This is a genomic window from Neobacillus sp. PVCKKU3 (genome assembly GCF_058323225.1).
In genome coordinates this window covers 14,917-32,001 of record NZ_JBLVQN010000055.1, presented here as the reverse complement: position 1 = coordinate 32,001, position 17,085 = coordinate 14,917, and the positions used below count along the sequence as shown (strand labels likewise).

Genomic DNA, 17,085 nt, shown 5'->3' with positions numbered 1-17,085 from the left:
ACAGAGCTGAAATGTAGATTGTCATGCAAGCTATTTCTAAGGAGGATGATTTATGGGAATTATTTGGACAATTGTTATCGTTTATATGGCAGCCATGATTGGAATTGGATTATATGCAAAAACAAAGGTCAAGGATAGTAACGATTATCACCTTGCTGGCCGTCGATTAGGTCCAATTATGCTTGCAGGGACATTGGCCGCAACTGAGATTGGCGGAGGAAGTTCTGTTGGTGTCGCCTCTAAAGCTTATGGAGATTGGGGGCTGTCTGCCGGTTGGTATGTGGTATCGGCCGGGATTGGTATATTGCTAGTATCCTTTGTGGCCCCTTATATGCGGAAGGCAATGGCGACAACTGTTCCGGAAATTATTGGTCGGAGATACGGTAAAGGCAGTTATGCTATTTCTAGTTTCTTGTCTTTTGTTGCTTCAACAGCCTTGGCTGCAGTTCAAATTACAGCAACGGCATCAATTGTCCATATATTAACAGGTTTTAGTGTAACATGGGCAATTCTGATTGCAGGATTAGGGGTTGTGTTCTACACCTATCTGGGTGGAATGTGGAGTGTTACACTTACGGATTTTGTGCAATTTTTCCTTATTGTTTTCGGGTTTGCGATTGCTGTTCCCTTCGCTCTTCACAGTGCAGGTGGTGTAGACACGGTCATGTCCAACCTGCCGAAGGAACAGTTAGGCTTTACCAAGATTGGATGGGGAACCATCATCGGGTTAACCATCATGTACTTTATGACTTTTTCAACTGGACAGGAAGCGGTACAGCGCTACTACTCTGCAAAAAATCAAAAAGTAGCCGTAACAGGTTCACTATTATGCGGCATCTTAATGACATTATATGCCTTCATTCCGGCTGTTCTTGGTTTAATTGCGTTAGCTGTCTTTCCAACGATTAATGCCAATGATGCATTGGCAACCGTTTCTGTTGAATTATTGCCGCCGCTTATTTCAGGGCTTCTCCTGTCAGGTGTCATTTCTGCAACATTGTCTAGTGCCTCTGGAAACTTACTTGCTGTAGCAAGTGTATTCGTAAAAGATATTTATCCAATTGTTACGAAGAAAGCCGTGGAACCTCATAAAGAGCTTAAATTAAGTAAAATGCTTGTTGTGATCTCAGGTTTTGTGGCGGTTGGCATTTCTTTATTCAGCCAACAAATCATTCCGTTGCTTGTTTTTGCCTTTACCCTTCGTTCAACCGGTCCATTTGCAGCATATCTACTAGGATTGGTATGGGATAAAGTTACACCAAAAGCCGGTTTGTACTCTATTATTGCGGGAACCGTTATCGGGCTCGGATGGCAGCTGGCAAAAGAACCATTCGGTATCATGGCTGTCATTGCCGGAAGCGCAGCCAGCCTATTAACCTTCTTGATTGTAAATAAAATCGAACTTAATAGAGGAGTCCCGGCAGCACCTTCGGCGTATAATCAGGAGGATCATTATACGGCATAGAGTGATATTGCAGCTTGCTAATCATGATAAGGAAACCGTTCTTTAGTAGTGAAATTGGTATATTAATTCTAAAAAGCCAACAACTTTGAAGGTTGTTGGCTTTGATTGTTAGGTGTGGGCTGGATTGGGAGGGTCACATTAATTCGAGCATTAATTAAATTCGTTTAGTTAGGATTGCTTAACTCCAATTGTGATTTTAACTCACTTTGTACCCTTTGTTTCTCTTCTGGAGCGACTATTCCATAATAAATTTTGTTAATCTTTGTGCCTGTTTCTTTTATTTCGATTTGTTCAATACTGTTTCCGGCCGTTTTATCATTTTTTTGAATGGCTGCCATTTGGTCAAAGGTTAAGTTTGTTTTGACATTTTTACCAAGGGCGGAAAAGATGTCAGAGAAGTTTGTTAAGCTAGAAAAGCTGGCACCTTCTTTTATAACAGCCTGAATGATTTGACGCTGCCTTTCTTGTCGTCCAAAGTCCCCTCTAGGGTCCTCGTGTCTCATCCTCGAATAACTTAACGCTTCATCCCCATTTAGAGTGATCTTTCCTTTTGCGAAATGGTATTGGCCGACAGTAAAGTCCAGGTCATTCTGGACCGTTACCCCGCCAACCGCATCGACAATGTCTTTAAAGCCTTCCATATTAATCTGGATATAATAATCGATCGGGATATCGAGAAAGTTTTCAACCGTATCCATTGCCATCGGTACTCCGCCGAATGCATAAGCATGATTGATCTTGTCCTCTTTTCCCTTGCCGACTATTTCAGTGCGTGTGTCACGCGGTATGCTTAACATTTTTACCGACTGTTTTTGAGGGTTAACAGCCAAGACAATCATGGAGTCAGAACGACCTTTATCTCCTTGCCGTTCATCGACACCCAGCATTAAGACTGTAAATGGATCCTTCTTTAATTCAACGGGCTCTTGGCGTTTATCTGATTGTTTTCGTTCGATTGGCTGATGCATGGTATCAACGGCGGTTTTAAACGATTTGTATACGGAATAACTGTAAATTCCGAGTGATAGGAACAACACAAGAAGAGTGATGAGCGTAATTTTGACCCACTTTTTCTTCCTTTTTTGAGTTTTCATTTATGAAAACCTCCTTTATTTTAAACTGTTGGCTGGGTTATATATACGATACAAGTCCTGAGGCAGTTTTTTTGAGAGAAAGTTGACTTCAGTCTTTCATTTTCTCACAAAACAATATTTATGTAACTATTAACTTTTTCCAAGAAAAGTTAGGTGCCGCCAAATATAACAGTCATAAACACCTTCCCATCCCAAGGGTCCTTTACTTTTTATATAGTTATTTGCCAAAAAAGATGTTGGATGAATGGGGATGACATGGTTGGCAATTATTTTAATAGTATTGAAAAGTTTTAAGATACTTTAGGTAAAAATTAGTTAAAATGTACTTATAGAAGAGGTGGACAGATGATTTATAACGAGGAAGAATAAAACAACGTATAGCAGAGATTCTTACTATATTAATTGATAAAGATATAAACGAACAAATTAAGCTGGCATATAAGTACATCTATTCTGATCCCAAGAGTTCTTTAACCAAGTCTAGGATTGCACTTGAAAAGATTGTCTCGGATGTATATTTGAAGGAAACAGGTCAAGATTCACGAGGTTCCTCTCTGGGCAACATCCTAAATAACCCAAGTTTTAATCATAGAATTGCTATCCCAATTCTCAATTTGATGAGACATATAAAGGCTATGGGGAACATAGGTCCTCACCCCGGGCCTGGCAATGCTAAAGATGCAATAAGAGTGTTAGACAGTTTACTAGATATTGTGGAATGGTATGTTCAAAGTTATAGAACTAGTGAAAGCAAACAAGAAAAGCAGCAGAAATTCCTAAATTCTGAAGAAATGCAGGCAGAAAAGCAGTTTCAAGCAGGAGAAGAAGCAAGACTCACGGGTGATAGGCTTGAGGCAGCGACTCACTATAAAAAAGCGGCAGAATTAGGACATGTTGAGTCCCAATTTGTGTTAGGTTTACTATTTTATGAAGGAATAATTGAAACCGATTATGTGAGTGCTATTCAGTGGTTTAAAAGGGCAGCCGAGGAAGGGCACGCAGGGGCACAAGCAAAGCTAGGCAGTATCTATCGGAGAGGCACGGGGGTAGAAGTAAATCTGTTAGAGGCATTTTTTTGGTTTAAAAAAGCGGCTGTACAAGGCGATCCGGATAGTCAATTTTGCCTTGCAGAGATCTATTATAACGCTCAAGGAGTTGAACAGAATTACAATAAGGCAATCGAATGGTACTCCAAGGCTGCGGAACAAGGGCATGCAGAGGCTCAATATAGCATGGGGTTAATGTATGACGGGGGATATGGAATGGAGCGGGACCCTAATCGGGCCATGAAGTGGTATCATCGTGCGGCAGAACAAGGACACGCGCAGGCGCAATTTTACCTTGGCTGCAAGTACGAATATGGAGATACCGGGATACAGTCAGAACTTAAACAAGCGGTGGAATGGTTTACGAGGGCTGCAGTGCAAGGCCATACTGGTGCCCAAAATACACTAGGGACGAAGTACTCCAATGGGAATGGAGTAGAGGAGGACTTAAAGCAGGCCGTGGGATGGTATCGAAAGGCGGCCGAGCTAGGAGACGAGAGTGCTCAGTATAATCTTGCGGGCATGTATGAGCACGGACTTGGAGTAGCCCAAGACCTTGAGCAGGCATTAGGATGGTACAGAAAGGCAGCCAAGCAAGGGCTTCAGCCTGCTCAGATTATGGTTGAAGGAACTGAAAAACGAATGCAAGCGGTGGAGCAATATAAGATAGGGGCAGAACAGGGGGATGTGAATGCCCAGTATAGGCTTGGACTGGCATATGCTGATTCAACCGGATTAGGAAAAGATAATAAGCTAGCGATGAAATGGTATATGAGGTCAGCCGAGCAAGGCCATGCCGATGCCCAGGCTCAGTTAGGGCGATATACGAATATGGGTGGGGAGTGGAGAAGGACCCTGAGCAGGCGGTTGGATGGTATCGAAAGGCGGCTGAGCAGGGAGTTGATCGTGCTCTGTATAGGCTTGGAGTTGCCTATGCGAAGGGGAACGGAGTAGCCAAAGACTATGAGCAGGCGTTTGAATGGTTTAAAAACGCGGCTGAACAGGGAAACGCGTGGGCACACAATAGTATAGGGGACTTGTATGCCAGGGGATTAGGAGTACCTCAAAACCTGATTCAAGCGGTGGAATGGTATCAAAAGGCGACGACGCTGGAAAGCAATACACTTGCTATTGCAAATCTTAGGAATACCCTGTATCGACTAGGGGTCATGTATACGCAGGGATCTAAAGTAGCCAAGGATTATCGGGAAGCCGTAAAGTGGTTTAGGAGGGCAGCCGAGAAAGGAAGTGTTGCTGCTGAGTATAGCCTGGGATATGCCTATGAACATGGGTTCGGTGTAGTTCAAGATCAAGCCCATGCAGTAGAATGGTACAGAAGGGCAGCAGAGCGAGAGCATGCCGCAGCCCAGTACAGACTTGGAGATATGTATGCAAAGGGGATAGGAGTAGAGCAAGACCAGCCCCAAGCTGAACAATGGTATAAGAAAGCAGCAGAGCAAGGGTTTGAAGGTGAGTCATTAGGCTGGACGCCAAAGGGTCATACTACTATTCGTTTTAACTCTTTTTAAAAATTGTATTCAGCCAATAGTTTGGTTTTTAACAGTTATTAAGTACGACAGTTCAAAGATTTCCAACTCAACAGCCTTATTTAATTTAGAATTTTTAAGAGGTATTGTTTATTCTTTGGTGAATTATTAATATACAAAAAAGTAAAAAGGTGGAAAAGTATATGAATTCAACGGTTTCTCCAATTGCTTGTAAGGTAAATAATGTATTTATTCATGTTAGTGATTTAAAAAAATCTGCAGAATGGTACAGTGATTTACTTGGGTTACCGTTTAATAAGGAAGAAGTTCATTCTCCTGTTTACAATGTCCCTGTAACTTCAGAAACCGGACTTACTTTAGATGATCACACATTTGACCCAGGCTTTAAATTGAAGCCCTCAGACCACGTTCTATTTAATTTCTTCGTCAAAGATATTGATGAAGCATACCAGTTTATTAAAAATAAAGGAATAATAGTTGTTAAAGAAATAGAGCGCATAGGTGATTTTGCTTATTTTAACTTCAAGGATTTAGATGGTAATGTTTTAATGATCTGTAATTGTTAAATGTTCTGAGCAAGGGTAAAGTTTTTTTACCTTTGCTTTTTTATTTGGTTCACTATTGGGGAACCTGGCCAAGAAAGGGGAGTCAAGGTATCAGACAAACACCGGTTCAGGGGCAATCCAAGGTTCCTTTTTCAATAAACAATGCAGGCACCCGATCAGTGGGATATGATTTACTGTGTGAATGATCAGTTAAAATAAGAGAAAACATAATGACCTATTTGGGGTGTTTTCCATTTATTTGGATATACTTTCCGGTTTGGTGTGGTTACTTTCCACTTTGATGATTTTACTTTCACTTTTTGGCAAATACTTTCTGATTTTCTACTTTTACTTTCCAAAATTAGCGATTTACTTTCCAAACCCTTTTTAACAGAATAAAATAATGGGTCTGTGGGAGACTATGGTGGTTAACTAATTCAAAGGAGGAGTTATTTTTGAGTCACTTCACAGACCATCATCATACAGGAGAAACAGTAATGGAATCTGGGCAATATATAGATGCAGATGGAGAGAAGAAAGAACTTCGTCAAGGCGAAACATTTCCTGAATGCCCATCAACAGGGAAATCTACAACCTGGACGCACGAAAGCCATACTCATAGAACTGGTGAAACAGTAATGGAATCAGGGCATTATGTAGATGCAGATGGCGAACATGTAGTACTTAACCAAGGAGAAAAATTCCCAAGCTGCCCATCTACAGGAGAAGCAATCTCTTGGACTCATGAACAGTAAAAATGAAGTACGATCACGAAGCAGCCTTTTAAAGGGCTGTTTTTAATTTTTTGCACTCCATCACAGGTATTGGAATGTTTTGGCGGCGAAAAAGAGATACGTTCTATTGTTAGGACAAATTTACTTAAAAAACAAGAAGACCACCCAGCGCTGTCACAAGGTGGTCTCCACATAAATTAGCTATTTATAAATATTTAATTTTATATTCGAAAACTGCTGTGGTATATAAAATTTATTATAAATCAATGGATGATCTCCATTGCCGTAAAGACTTTCTAATAGTAGAAAACACTCATTCTGACCAATTAATTTTTCTTTCCGATCGGCTAAATTAACGGTATGTGTATATCTTATTTCTATTTCTCCATGATTCGCATCCACATACACCTGGTTCTCTAGAAAGTCCAGAAGTTGTTCCTTATTATCTAAGTCCAAAGAGAAACTTTCGACCGTTTCCATGGACATAAACGTAAAAGCATAGCCTACTAAATCATTCCCTGTTCGATATAAACGTTCGACAGCGGCTACTCTGGAGGAATTTATTTTTAACACCTGTTTCGTATATTCCGTTTCAGGTTCTAGCCGATAATGTGTATCGATTCGGTCAAATCGGTTTATATGGCACTTATGCATCGGGTTACTTAGTTTTTCTAATTGAACACTATCAGGTTGTTTGTAAAAGGAATCAATAACAAAGTTGCCCTTGCCTGGCATGTTTCTTACTACTCCATCATCCTGCAAAAGGGCCAGCGCTTGTCTTAATGTTGCCCGACTGACGCCTAGTTTCTTTGCTAAATCTGGTTCTGAAGGAAGCCTTGAGCCTACAGGAAATTCACCTTTCGTAATTTGAAGAAGAAGCTCGTCATATACATATATATATAGTGGTCTTTTCAATTTGTCCGGTACTGTATCCATTCATTCAGATCCTTTATTTTAAAAATGGTAAGAAAGATTGACCGTTATCAGGCATTTCCACATCGAAATTGTCTGCTATCGTCGCACCAATATCCGCAAACGTATCGTTTTCAGGAAGTTTGCCAGAGTCCTTTAATTGCTTCGAATAAGCCAACACGGGGATAAATTCACGTGTATGGTCGGTGCCAGGAAATGTTGGATCATTGCCGTGGTCAGCCGTAATGATTAACAGATCATCTTCCCGGATTGATTCTAATACTTCATCTAAACGTTTGTCAAACGCTTCTAACGCTTTCCCATAGCCTTCCGGGTCACGGCGGTGGCCATATAAGGCATCAAAGTCGACTAAATTTAAAAAACTCATTCCTGTAAAATCCTTCTCGATGACTTCGAGCAATTTGTCCATGCCATCCATATTGTTTTTCGTACGGATGGCTTCTGTAACGCCTTCACCATCAAAGATGTCATTAATTTTTCCGATGGCAATCACATCATAGCCCTCGTCCTGCAGGCTGTTCATGACGGTTTTGCTGAATGGTTTTAAGGCATAGTCATGACGATTGGATGTTCTGGTAAAGTTCCCGGGTTCGCCCACATAGGGTCTCGCGATAATTCGGCCGATCAAATAGGCCGGGTCTTTGGTGATTTCTCGGACCTTTTCACAAATATCATATAATTCTTCTAGTGGGATGATGTCTTCATGAGCTGCAATTTGCAGGACCGGGTCGGCTGATGTATAGATAATCAAATCGCCCGTCTTCGTTTGATTCTCCCCGTATTCGTCAATGATCGCTGTTCCGCTTGCAGGTTTATTCCCGACTACTTTACGGCCGGTCATTTCTTCGATTTGATTAATTAATTTGTCTGGGAAACCGTTTGGATATACATTAAATGGTTGATCAATATTTAACCCCATGATTTCCCAATGGCCTGTCATCGTATCTTTCCCAACGGATTTTTCTTGTAGTTTCGTATAATACGCAAGAGGTTTGTCCGCTTTTGGTACACCTGGGATTTCTTCAATATGAGAAAGACCTAATTTGGCCAGGTTAGGTACATTCAGTCCATTCATATACTCGGCAATGTGCAACAGGGTATGAGAACCGACATCGTTAAATTGATCGGCATCTTTTCCTTCTCCAATACCTACTGAATCCATAACGATCAAGTGTATCCGTTTAAACTTTTTCATGCTGCATTCTTCCTTTGAATCGTAGTATTCTTTTCTGCTTTTCGATCAACTAACAGCCAGAATAAAATGATCGCAAACAACGCAATGGCTGCAATAATCAGGATGATCGAACCATAATTCACAGCTGTTGCATTATCTGACGTAAATTTTAAAAAGCCAAATTGTAAATCTTTCTTATCAATTAAGAAGGATGAGTAGGTGAAACCTGCTGACATCGCGATATTGATGCATAAATTATAGAATCCTAATGCTGTCCCTGATTTTTCCACTGGTACATTTTTAAGGCTTGTATCGATTAACGGTGCATATAACAAGGCAAAGCTGCAAGAAAATAGAATTAGAGAGACAACAAATAGGGCAATAGATGTGTCTACAAAGAAAGTACCCATTAGTATGCTGACCGTAATTAATCCCATTGCTAAATAAACACATTGCTTACTGCTTAAATACTTCCCGATTTTTCCTGATAATGCCCCAACGAGTGCTGCTAACAAACATGCTGGAATGAACATCAGTGAAACAGTATCCAATTTGATATCATATACTGTTGTTAATAGGAACGAAAGTGTATTTAGCGCATAAGCGGCATAGGTAGAATAAATGATAAAGGCCACGATTAATACAAATACAAATTGTTTGTTTTTAAAAAATTCAATGGTAATAAACGCATTTTTCTTTTTACTAATATAGATTAAGAATGTAACGACTGCTGCAAGGAAGAGGATAAAAATACTCCAATTAAAATAGGACATATACAACATGATGGAAGTAGCAACTGCTGCAATTAAAATAAGACCGATAAAGTCTACATTGTTTTTCTTTCGTTCTTCTTTTGGTAGATACTTAAGAATGAATGGCAATAATAATAAGCTTAGTAAAGGAATTAAAAATAGGTTTTGCCATTGCAGATAAGTAGAAACAAATCCGCCTGTTACGATCCCAATAACGGTGGCAAGCTGGAAACTACTCGTACTATATCCCATATATTTTTTTTGTTCTTCTAGACTTGCGTATTTAGCGACAAAAATTAAGTAAAGTGTTTCCGTCGCCCCTAAACCAGCAGCTTGGATGACTCTCGAAACAACGATTAACCAGTAATTCGTGTGGACAATATAACCAAGTAAGGAACCTGCACAAATTAATATAATACCTGCTGCTAATAGATTTCGAACACTAATTGAGTCTGATAAAGAAGAATAAACTACGGCGCCAATCCCGATGACTAATCCAGCAAGTGTTACTTGCCAGCTAACCGTACTTGCTGATACGCCAAAATACTTGACTAAATCTGGAGAAATAATTTTAAAAGAGTTATCGATCACGAGTGAAAAGATCATTAAAGTTAGTATAACCGGTACGATTTTGCTTACGTTTACAATTGGTTTTTTATTAATTGAGCTATTCATTGATGAATATACCTCCGCGTTAATTATGTTGGTTTTTGAGCTAGGATAACGCTTTCTAATTGTTTAAAAAAAATAGTATTTTACTGTTTGCTTGCCGGTTATTCCAAGCACCCATCATATTTGGTGAGGTGAGGGGTGCTTGGCTGTTTTGGTTGTTTATGCTAATTCCAAGGCGATTTCCATCATTTTCGTAAACGCGGTTTGACGTTCTTCAGGAGTAGTTTGTTGTCCTGTAATTAAATGATCACTTACTGTTAAAATACATAATGCGTTTACACGTGCTTGGATGGCATTCCAATATAATGAGACAGACTCCATTTCAACACTCAGGATGCCCATATCCTGCCATTTTTTGATTGCGGTTGGATCGGCACTATAAAATACATCGCTTGATAAGATGTTGCCAATGTGAACTTTCTGGCCTTTTTCGTCTGCTACTTTTTTTGCTTTTTCCAAAAGCTCGAATGAAGCCGTTAATGGAAATTGTCCAGGTAAGTTAAATTGCTGGCCGAAATTGGAATCCGTTGCGGTTCCCATGCCAAAAATAACGTCATACAAATCAATGTTTTCCTGCATGGCACCACAAGTACCAATTCGAATTAAATTTTTAACGCCAAAGACATTGATTAATTCCCAAGAATAGATCCCCATGCTTGGTGCACCCATTCCAGTACCCATAACAGAAATTTTCTTCCCTTTGTATGTGCCTGTATACCCTAACATTCCTCTTACTTCGTTAAAGCACTGGGCATTCTCTAAAAAGGTTTCCGCAATAAACTTCGCTCTTAACGGATCCCCAGGTAACAGAATCGTTTCAGCTATTTCTACTCCATTTGGTTTAATATGAGGTGTTTCTTTAGTCGTAACCATCGTTTGTTTGCTCCTTAGTTGTATGTTTTTTAGACATGTCTATTTTTTAAACAAGTCAAAAATATCATAGTTTACTATTTTGTGCAAGCACTTTCATTGGATTGTCACAAATGATGCATGGGGACGGTTCTCATGGTTCATAAAGGGATGGTGCCTGTCACTCCATGTCGACGGAAAGGAGTTTTTTTGTGAAAATTGAGAAGAAGTGTAACGAAAGTTTGTAGTTTTTTGTCGGAGTTTCAATAATTTAGTTGTTGATGGGCATTTTATTAACGGAGCAAAGATGCTTCTAAATCATTAAACAATAGGAGGAAAAAAATGAAACGAAGAGCTATTGGTTTTTTTTCAATTATTATTTTAACAACAGCAACTTTATTATTAGGATTCTTTAATGTTGGAGCGAAAGAGAATCGTGTGGAAGCAGCGAGAATCAGGGCAGATACTGTGATTAAAAATGGTAATATCCTTACAATGAATGCAAAAAAAGAGGTCATAAAAAATGGAACCATTGTGATAAAGGATAAAAAGATTATTGCCATTGGAGATGAAAAGCTGGCCAATCAATATAAAGCAGGAAAAGTGATCGATGCTGCTGGCGATATTGTGATGCCGGGTATGATCAATACTCATAATCATGTTCCGATGGTTGCGTTTAGAAGTATTGGTGAGGAAGGAGTCGGCAATCGATTATTTGATGTGTTTTTTCCACTTGAAGGAAAGCTTCTTTCAAGGGATCTTATTTACAAAGCGTCCATTCACGGTGCAATTGAAATGGCTATGGGCGGTGTCACGACATATGCTGATATGTACTATCATGAGGATGAAGTAGCTAAGGCAACAGAAAAGATAGGTATCAGAGGAGTTCTCGGGGAAACGGTTATCAGTTTTCCGGTTGTCGATGCACCTGAACCGTACGGCGGGCTAAAGTATGCAGAAAATTTTATCAAACAATATAAGGATCATGAGTTAATTACTCCGTCTGTTGTGGCGCATGCTCCCTATACAGTTAGTCCTGAAATGATTAAGGCCTCTAAAGATTTAGCGAATAAATATCATGTTCCATTTGCAATTCATGCTGCAGAGTTCGCGGATGAAGCAGAGCGAGTGGAAAAGAAATTTGGCCAAAAGTATCCAACTGTCATTCAATACTTGAACTCTTTAGGGATATTAGATAAAAATACCATGCTTGCACATGCGATCCATATCACTGATGAGGACATTGCCATTATTAAAGAAAAAGGAGCTACGATTGCTCACAATCCGATCGCCAATACAAAAGGGGCTACCGGTGTCGCACCAGCGATTAAGATTGATAAAGCCGGGATTAAGATGGGATTAGGTACCGATGGCCCGATGAGCTCTAATACAATGGATGTATTTGGAACAATGGGATATGCAGCAAGAATTCATAAACTTGTAAACAAAGATCAAAGTGTAATGCCGCCAAGTAAGGTAGTAGAACTTGCGACAATAGGCGGGGCAAAAGCACTTGGGCTTGATAAAAAAATAGGATCACTTGAAGTTGGCAAGTATGCAGATATTATTATTGTAGATGTACACGAGCCCAATACATTCCCAACGTATGATCCATATGCAACACTTGCATATTCTGCAGGACCGCAAAATGTACGGGATGTCATCGTGAATGGGAAATTGATTGTGGAAAATAAAAAGCTAAAGACGTATGATTATCAGAAAAATTTAAAGGATATGGAAGGAATCTATAAACAAGTGGCAGAAGTAGAGAAAACTCTCCCATATCATAAACAAACAACTGAATAACGGTAAATTTTCAAGGTGTTTTTGATTGTAGACGGAAGCCCTTAAGGATGTCTTTTCCGCGGCCGCCCCAATTTTTAGCTCGGAAGGAAAAATAGTGGGGAGCATCGCCATTTACCTCCCGAATTATCGCTTGGATGGTTCCATTAGGAGAGCAAAAATGAAGTTGGAGCATGTGGTACTAATTGCTGATTACGGATAATTGAATAGAATTAACATAAATGGATTGCAGACGCGGTCCATTTTTTCTGTAATTCGGGGGGCAGCCCCCGCTCAGATCAGGTGACGGTCATGGTTCGGAGAAGTGAATTGGCGAGCACCAAGTATACACTTTTTAAAACACTTTTAAAAATACTTTTAAAAACCACTTTAAAAAGATTGAAAGTGTTTTCAGTTGGGTGTACAATATCTCATGTAGACAGCAAATACAATATTTTAATAAATAAATGTTCTTATGAAAGGGGCACTTCTCTTGAATATTTCTACTATTGACGAAGCAGTGTTTAAAGATATACCTAAAATTACATATGAAGGTGAAGGCTCAACCAATCCATTATCTTTTAAATACTATAATGCGGAAGAAATGATCGGTGGTAAGCCGATGAAGGACCATCTGCGTTTTGCTATGAGTTATTGGCATACGTTTACATTTAAGGGAATGGATCCATTTGGATTGCCAACAATGGAGAGAGAATGGGATTCGTTGGGTGATCCAATGATTATTGCGAAAAGAAGAGTAGTTGCTGCATTTGAGTTCATGCAGAAATTAGGAATTGAATTCTTCTGTTTCCATGATGTCGATATTGCGCCGGATGGGGAGACACTCGAGGAAACTGAAAGAAACCTGTATGAAATCGTTGATCTTATAGAAGAGAAAATGAAAGAGACGGGGATTAAATTATTGTGGGGAACCACTAATGCATTTAGCCATCAAAGATTTATGCATGGCGCAGCCACCTCTTGTCATGCAAATGTATTTGCTAGAGCTGCCGCTCAAGTGAAAATAGCAATGGATATCACAAAACGCCTTGGCGGTGAAAACTATGTGCTATGGGGAGGAAGAGAAGGATACGAAACGCTCCTAAACACAGATACAAAGTTGGAGCTGGACAATTTTGCTAGATTTTTAAAAATGGTTGTGGATTACAAGTATGAAATCGGATTTACTGGACAACTGTTAATCGAGCCTAAACCAAAGGAACCGACCAAGCATCAATACGACTTTGACACTGCCACTGTCTTAGGATTTTTACGTCATTATGGGCTGGAAAAAGAGTTTAAGTTAAATATTGAAGCAAATCATGCTACTTTGGCAGGACATACTTTTCAACATGAGCTCAATATGGCTAGAATTCATGACGCATTGGGAAGTATTGATGCGAACCAAGGGGATTTATTATTGGGCTGGGATACGGATCAATTCCCTACCAATATTTATGATGCTGCGATGGCGATGTATGAGGTACTGAAACAAGGTGGTATTGCACCAGGTGGATTGAATTTTGATGCGAAGGTTCGACGGGCTTCATTTGAACCAGAAGACTTATTCTTTGCCTACATTGCTGGGATGGATACATTTGCTAAAGGATTAAGAGTTGCTCATAAACTTCTTGAAGACCGTGTTTTGGAAGACGTAATTGAAAAACGTTACGAAAGTTATACGAGCGGCATTGGACAAGACATTATCGACGGAAAAGTAGGATTAAGTGACTTGTACCAATATGCACTGGAGCATGGTGATAGTAAATTATCTTCAGGTAGACAAGAGATGCTTGAGAGTATTGTCAACTCCTATATTTTTCGAACGAAATAGATAGAATTTGGTGGTTTTATGTATATTCAAAATTTAGAAAAACTAAATAATAGAGATAAAATTTTGGCAACACTTTATTCATACCGGCAACTGACAAAATTTGATATTGCCCAAAAGACGAATATTAGTATACCAACTGTTACCTCCAACCTTACAAAATTAATAGAGGAAGGGCTAGTGGAAGAAGCGGGAATTGCAGAGTCTACTGGTGGAAGGAAGCCAAAGATTATCCGCCTAATCCCTAATGCCCTTTATTCCATTGGGGTAGAAATTGCTCCAACTAAGGTGAGTATGGTTCTTATTAATTTATGTTGTCAAATACAAAGTCGCGAAGAGTTTTTGTTGGATGAATTTGATATTACAGCGGATTTCCATCGAATTATCTTGAAATTGACTGATGAAATTAAACAAATGGTTCATGACTTGGATATCCCGCTATCTCGAATTGCTGGTATTGGCCTATCTGTTCCTGGAACTGTCGATCGCGAGCATTTTGTCCTTGAACTAGCACCAAATTTAGGAGTAAAGCAATTCTCGTTAGAATTTCTAAATGAGATGTTTCCATTCCCCATTTATATTGAGAATGAAGCCAATGCTGGAGCTTTTGGCGAATTATTGCTTGGCCGTAAACAAGTGGGGGAACAAACAGTCTATGTGTCTATAACGGAAGGTATTGGGGCCTCGATTATGACTAAGGATGGCTTTTATAGAGGAAATAAGGAGCGTGCCGGCGAGTTTGGACATATGCATATCGGTTACTCTGAAAAATTGTGTAAATGTGGAAGGACAGGCTGCTGGGAGTTGTTTAGTTCAGAGACCGTTCTATTGGATAGGTACAACCAAACAAAACATACAACTGGCGGTACTCTAGATGATATTGCTGCTCAATATAAGGCTGGGGACGAAGATACGAAGGCTGTGGTTAGTGAGTATTTAAATAATCTGGCGCTGGGCTTGCAAAATATTCTCTTGGCGATAGATCCAAAGGAAATCGTTATTGGCGGTAATCTGGCGAAGTATGGGAATTTATTTATTGATGAATTAAGAGATTTAGTATTTGAAAAATCAGTCTTCCATAGTAGCAGTGATGTAGATATCTTATTTTCTACGTTGAATGCAGATTCATCCATATTAGGCGCTGCTGTTACTCCGCTTCAAAAAGTATTCATTACAGATGAGCAATAAGGAGGTGCCGTTTTGGGTTACATTGGGATTGATGTTGGAACGTCTGGAGTAAAGATTGTCTATATCGAAAGTGCAGAGGAAATTAAATATCAGGTAACCAAGGACTACCCCATTTACCATCCCGAACCGGGGTGGTCTGAGCAAAACCCTGATGATTGGTGGAATGCGACCGTTGAAGGACTAAAAGAACTTTTTACGTTTATGTCTCCAGATGCGGTTAAAGGAATTGGCATTAGCGGACAGATGCATGGCTTAGTTGTTCTAAATAAAAATGGGGATGTCATAACCCCAGCTATTTTATGGAATGACCAAAGGACTCATGAAGAATGTTCCTTTTTAAATGAAAAGATAGGAAAAGATTTCCTGTCGACACATACAGGGAATATTGCCCTTACAGGGTTCACAGCACCCAAAATTCTGTGGTTAAAAAAGAATAAACCGAATATTTTTGAGGAAGCTCATTATTTTATGCTGCCAAAGGATTATATCGGATATAAGCTGACAGGCAATATGTTTACGGATGTTTCGGACGCTTCCGGCACGCTGTATTTTAATGTGGAGAACCGGACCTGGTCACAGGAAATGCTTGACATTCTTGGGATTCGAGAAGAGATGCTTCCAAAGGTCTATGAGTCTTTTGAAATAGCAGGAACGGTAAACGAATTTGCTTCTGCTCAAACTGGAATTCCAGTTGGTGTGAAGGTTGTAGCAGGTGCAGGTGATAATGCAGCTGGTGCTGTTGGCAGCGGAATTCTCCAGGAAGGAACATCCCTTATATCGCTTGGCACATCGGGGGTAGTCTTCGCACCCAAAGAAAGCTATTCAGTAGACTGTCATAATAGTCTGCATACCTTTTGTGATGCCAGCGGGAAATGGCATGTGATGGGAGTCATGTTGTCAGCAGCTGCCTCTCTTAAGTGGTGGGTTGAGGATGTGAACAAGAGTGATTATGACACTCTTTTACACGAAGCCGAAAAGACTGCGGCCGGCAGTAACGGACTTTTTTTCCTTCCTTATTTGTCAGGCGAACGGACACCCCATAATGATCCATATGCCAAAGGAACCTTTGTCGGTTTAAGTTCTTCCCATTCGAGAGGGGAGATGACAAGGGCCATATTAGAAGGTGTAGCATTTGCTTTATATGATTCTGTCCAAATTCTTAAAAAGTTGAACATTCCATTTACGCAAGCAAAAGTGATCGGTGGTGGAACCCAAAGCCCGCTTTGGATGCAAATACTGGCTGATGTGCTTCAGGTTCCATTAGTCACGTCTTCCAATACAGGTGGACCAGCATTGGGTGCATCCATTTTAGCTTCTGTTGGAAATGGGACGTATTCATCTTTGCAAGATGCTTGTAGGCAGATGGATATTGAGGGTCTCATTTATGAACCAATGGAGCAAAACGCGATCATTTATTCGAAAATGTTCCCTATTTTTCAAAAAATATATTCTTCTTTGAAAGGTGTATATGAGGAAATTTATTTAGTAGAGGATAGCTTAATACGTTAGGAG

At 39.9% G+C, this 17,085-nt stretch carries 14 protein-coding genes; 9 read left to right on the top strand and 5 right to left on the bottom strand.

Annotated elements, in window-relative coordinates; genetic code table 11:
* Positions 1-52: 52 nt before the first annotated feature.
* Positions 53-1,465, top strand: coding sequence for a sodium:solute symporter family transporter (locus tag ACNQGS_RS26055; protein WP_491489907.1), 1,413 nt, complete (start codon positions 53-55; stop codon positions 1,463-1,465).
* Between the two features lie 164 nt (positions 1,466-1,629).
* Here ACNQGS_RS26055 and tagU read toward each other — a convergent pair whose 3' ends face one another.
* The gene (gene tagU, locus ACNQGS_RS26050) at positions 1,630-2,559 is read right to left on the bottom strand and encodes a polyisoprenyl-teichoic acid--peptidoglycan teichoic acid transferase TagU (protein ID WP_491489905.1); all 930 of its coding nucleotides are present in this window, start codon (positions 2,557-2,559) and stop codon (positions 1,630-1,632) included.
* Positions 2,560-3,248: 689 nt separating this feature from the next.
* Here tagU and ACNQGS_RS26045 point away from each other — a divergent pair.
* The 4 genes from ACNQGS_RS26045 (at position 3,249) to ACNQGS_RS26030 (ending at position 6,413) form a co-directional block, all read left to right on the top strand.
* Complete coding sequence (locus tag ACNQGS_RS26045; protein WP_491489904.1) at positions 3,249-4,559, top strand: SEL1-like repeat protein; 1,311 nt, start codon at positions 3,249-3,251, stop codon at positions 4,557-4,559.
* The gene (locus tag ACNQGS_RS26040) at positions 4,448-5,134 is read left to right on the top strand and encodes a tetratricopeptide repeat protein (RefSeq protein WP_491489903.1); all 687 of its coding nucleotides are present in this window, start codon (positions 4,448-4,450) and stop codon (positions 5,132-5,134) included. The genes ACNQGS_RS26045 and ACNQGS_RS26040 overlap by 112 nt, the downstream gene beginning before the upstream one ends.
* 161 nt (positions 5,135-5,295) lie before the next feature.
* Positions 5,296-5,679: a VOC family protein gene (locus tag ACNQGS_RS26035; protein WP_491489902.1), complete on the top strand. Its 384-nt coding sequence runs from the start codon at positions 5,296-5,298 to the stop codon at positions 5,677-5,679.
* Positions 5,680-6,113: 434 nt separating this feature from the next.
* A complete protein-coding gene (locus tag ACNQGS_RS26030; protein ID WP_423799984.1) occupies positions 6,114-6,413 on the top strand; it encodes a hypothetical protein in 300 nt (99 codons plus the stop codon).
* Between the two features lie 180 nt (positions 6,414-6,593).
* Here the strand turns inward: ACNQGS_RS26030 and ACNQGS_RS26025 are convergent, their stop codons facing one another.
* The 4 genes from ACNQGS_RS26025 to deoD all read right to left on the bottom strand — a co-directional run bounded on the left by ACNQGS_RS26025 (position 6,594) and on the right by deoD (position 10,796).
* Positions 6,594-7,328: a GntR family transcriptional regulator gene (locus tag ACNQGS_RS26025; protein ID WP_491489901.1), complete on the bottom strand. Its 735-nt coding sequence runs from the start codon at positions 7,326-7,328 to the stop codon at positions 6,594-6,596.
* A 13-nt stretch (positions 7,329-7,341) separates the two neighbouring features.
* Positions 7,342-8,520 carry a phosphopentomutase gene (gene deoB / locus ACNQGS_RS26020; protein WP_491489899.1) on the bottom strand — a complete coding sequence of 393 codons (1,179 nt, stop codon included), beginning with the start codon at positions 8,518-8,520 and terminating at the stop codon, positions 7,342-7,344.
* Positions 8,517-9,926 carry an MFS transporter gene (locus tag ACNQGS_RS26015; RefSeq protein ID WP_491489898.1) on the bottom strand — a complete coding sequence of 470 codons (1,410 nt, stop codon included), beginning with the start codon at positions 9,924-9,926 and terminating at the stop codon, positions 8,517-8,519. Before ACNQGS_RS26015 ends, deoB begins: the two co-directional genes overlap by 4 nt.
* Before the next feature lie 156 nt (positions 9,927-10,082).
* Positions 10,083-10,796: a purine-nucleoside phosphorylase gene (gene deoD / locus ACNQGS_RS26010; protein WP_491489897.1), complete on the bottom strand. Its 714-nt coding sequence runs from the start codon at positions 10,794-10,796 to the stop codon at positions 10,083-10,085.
* Between the two features lie 318 nt (positions 10,797-11,114).
* Between deoD and ACNQGS_RS26005 the strand changes: the two genes are divergently transcribed.
* The 4 genes from ACNQGS_RS26005 (at position 11,115) to xylB (ending at position 17,082) form a co-directional block, all read left to right on the top strand.
* A complete protein-coding gene (locus tag ACNQGS_RS26005; protein WP_491489895.1) occupies positions 11,115-12,578 on the top strand; it encodes an amidohydrolase in 1,464 nt (487 codons plus the stop codon).
* Positions 12,579-13,062: 484 nt separating this feature from the next.
* Positions 13,063-14,388 carry a xylose isomerase gene (xylA, locus tag ACNQGS_RS26000; RefSeq protein WP_491489924.1) on the top strand — a complete coding sequence of 442 codons (1,326 nt, stop codon included), beginning with the start codon at positions 13,063-13,065 and terminating at the stop codon, positions 14,386-14,388.
* 18 nt (positions 14,389-14,406) lie between these two features.
* Complete coding sequence (locus ACNQGS_RS25995; RefSeq protein WP_491489894.1) at positions 14,407-15,573, top strand: ROK family transcriptional regulator; 1,167 nt, start codon at positions 14,407-14,409, stop codon at positions 15,571-15,573.
* 12 nt (positions 15,574-15,585) lie between these two features.
* Positions 15,586-17,082: a xylulokinase gene (gene xylB, locus ACNQGS_RS25990; protein WP_491489892.1), complete on the top strand. Its 1,497-nt coding sequence runs from the start codon at positions 15,586-15,588 to the stop codon at positions 17,080-17,082.
* The last annotated feature ends 3 nt before the right edge of the window (positions 17,083-17,085 follow it).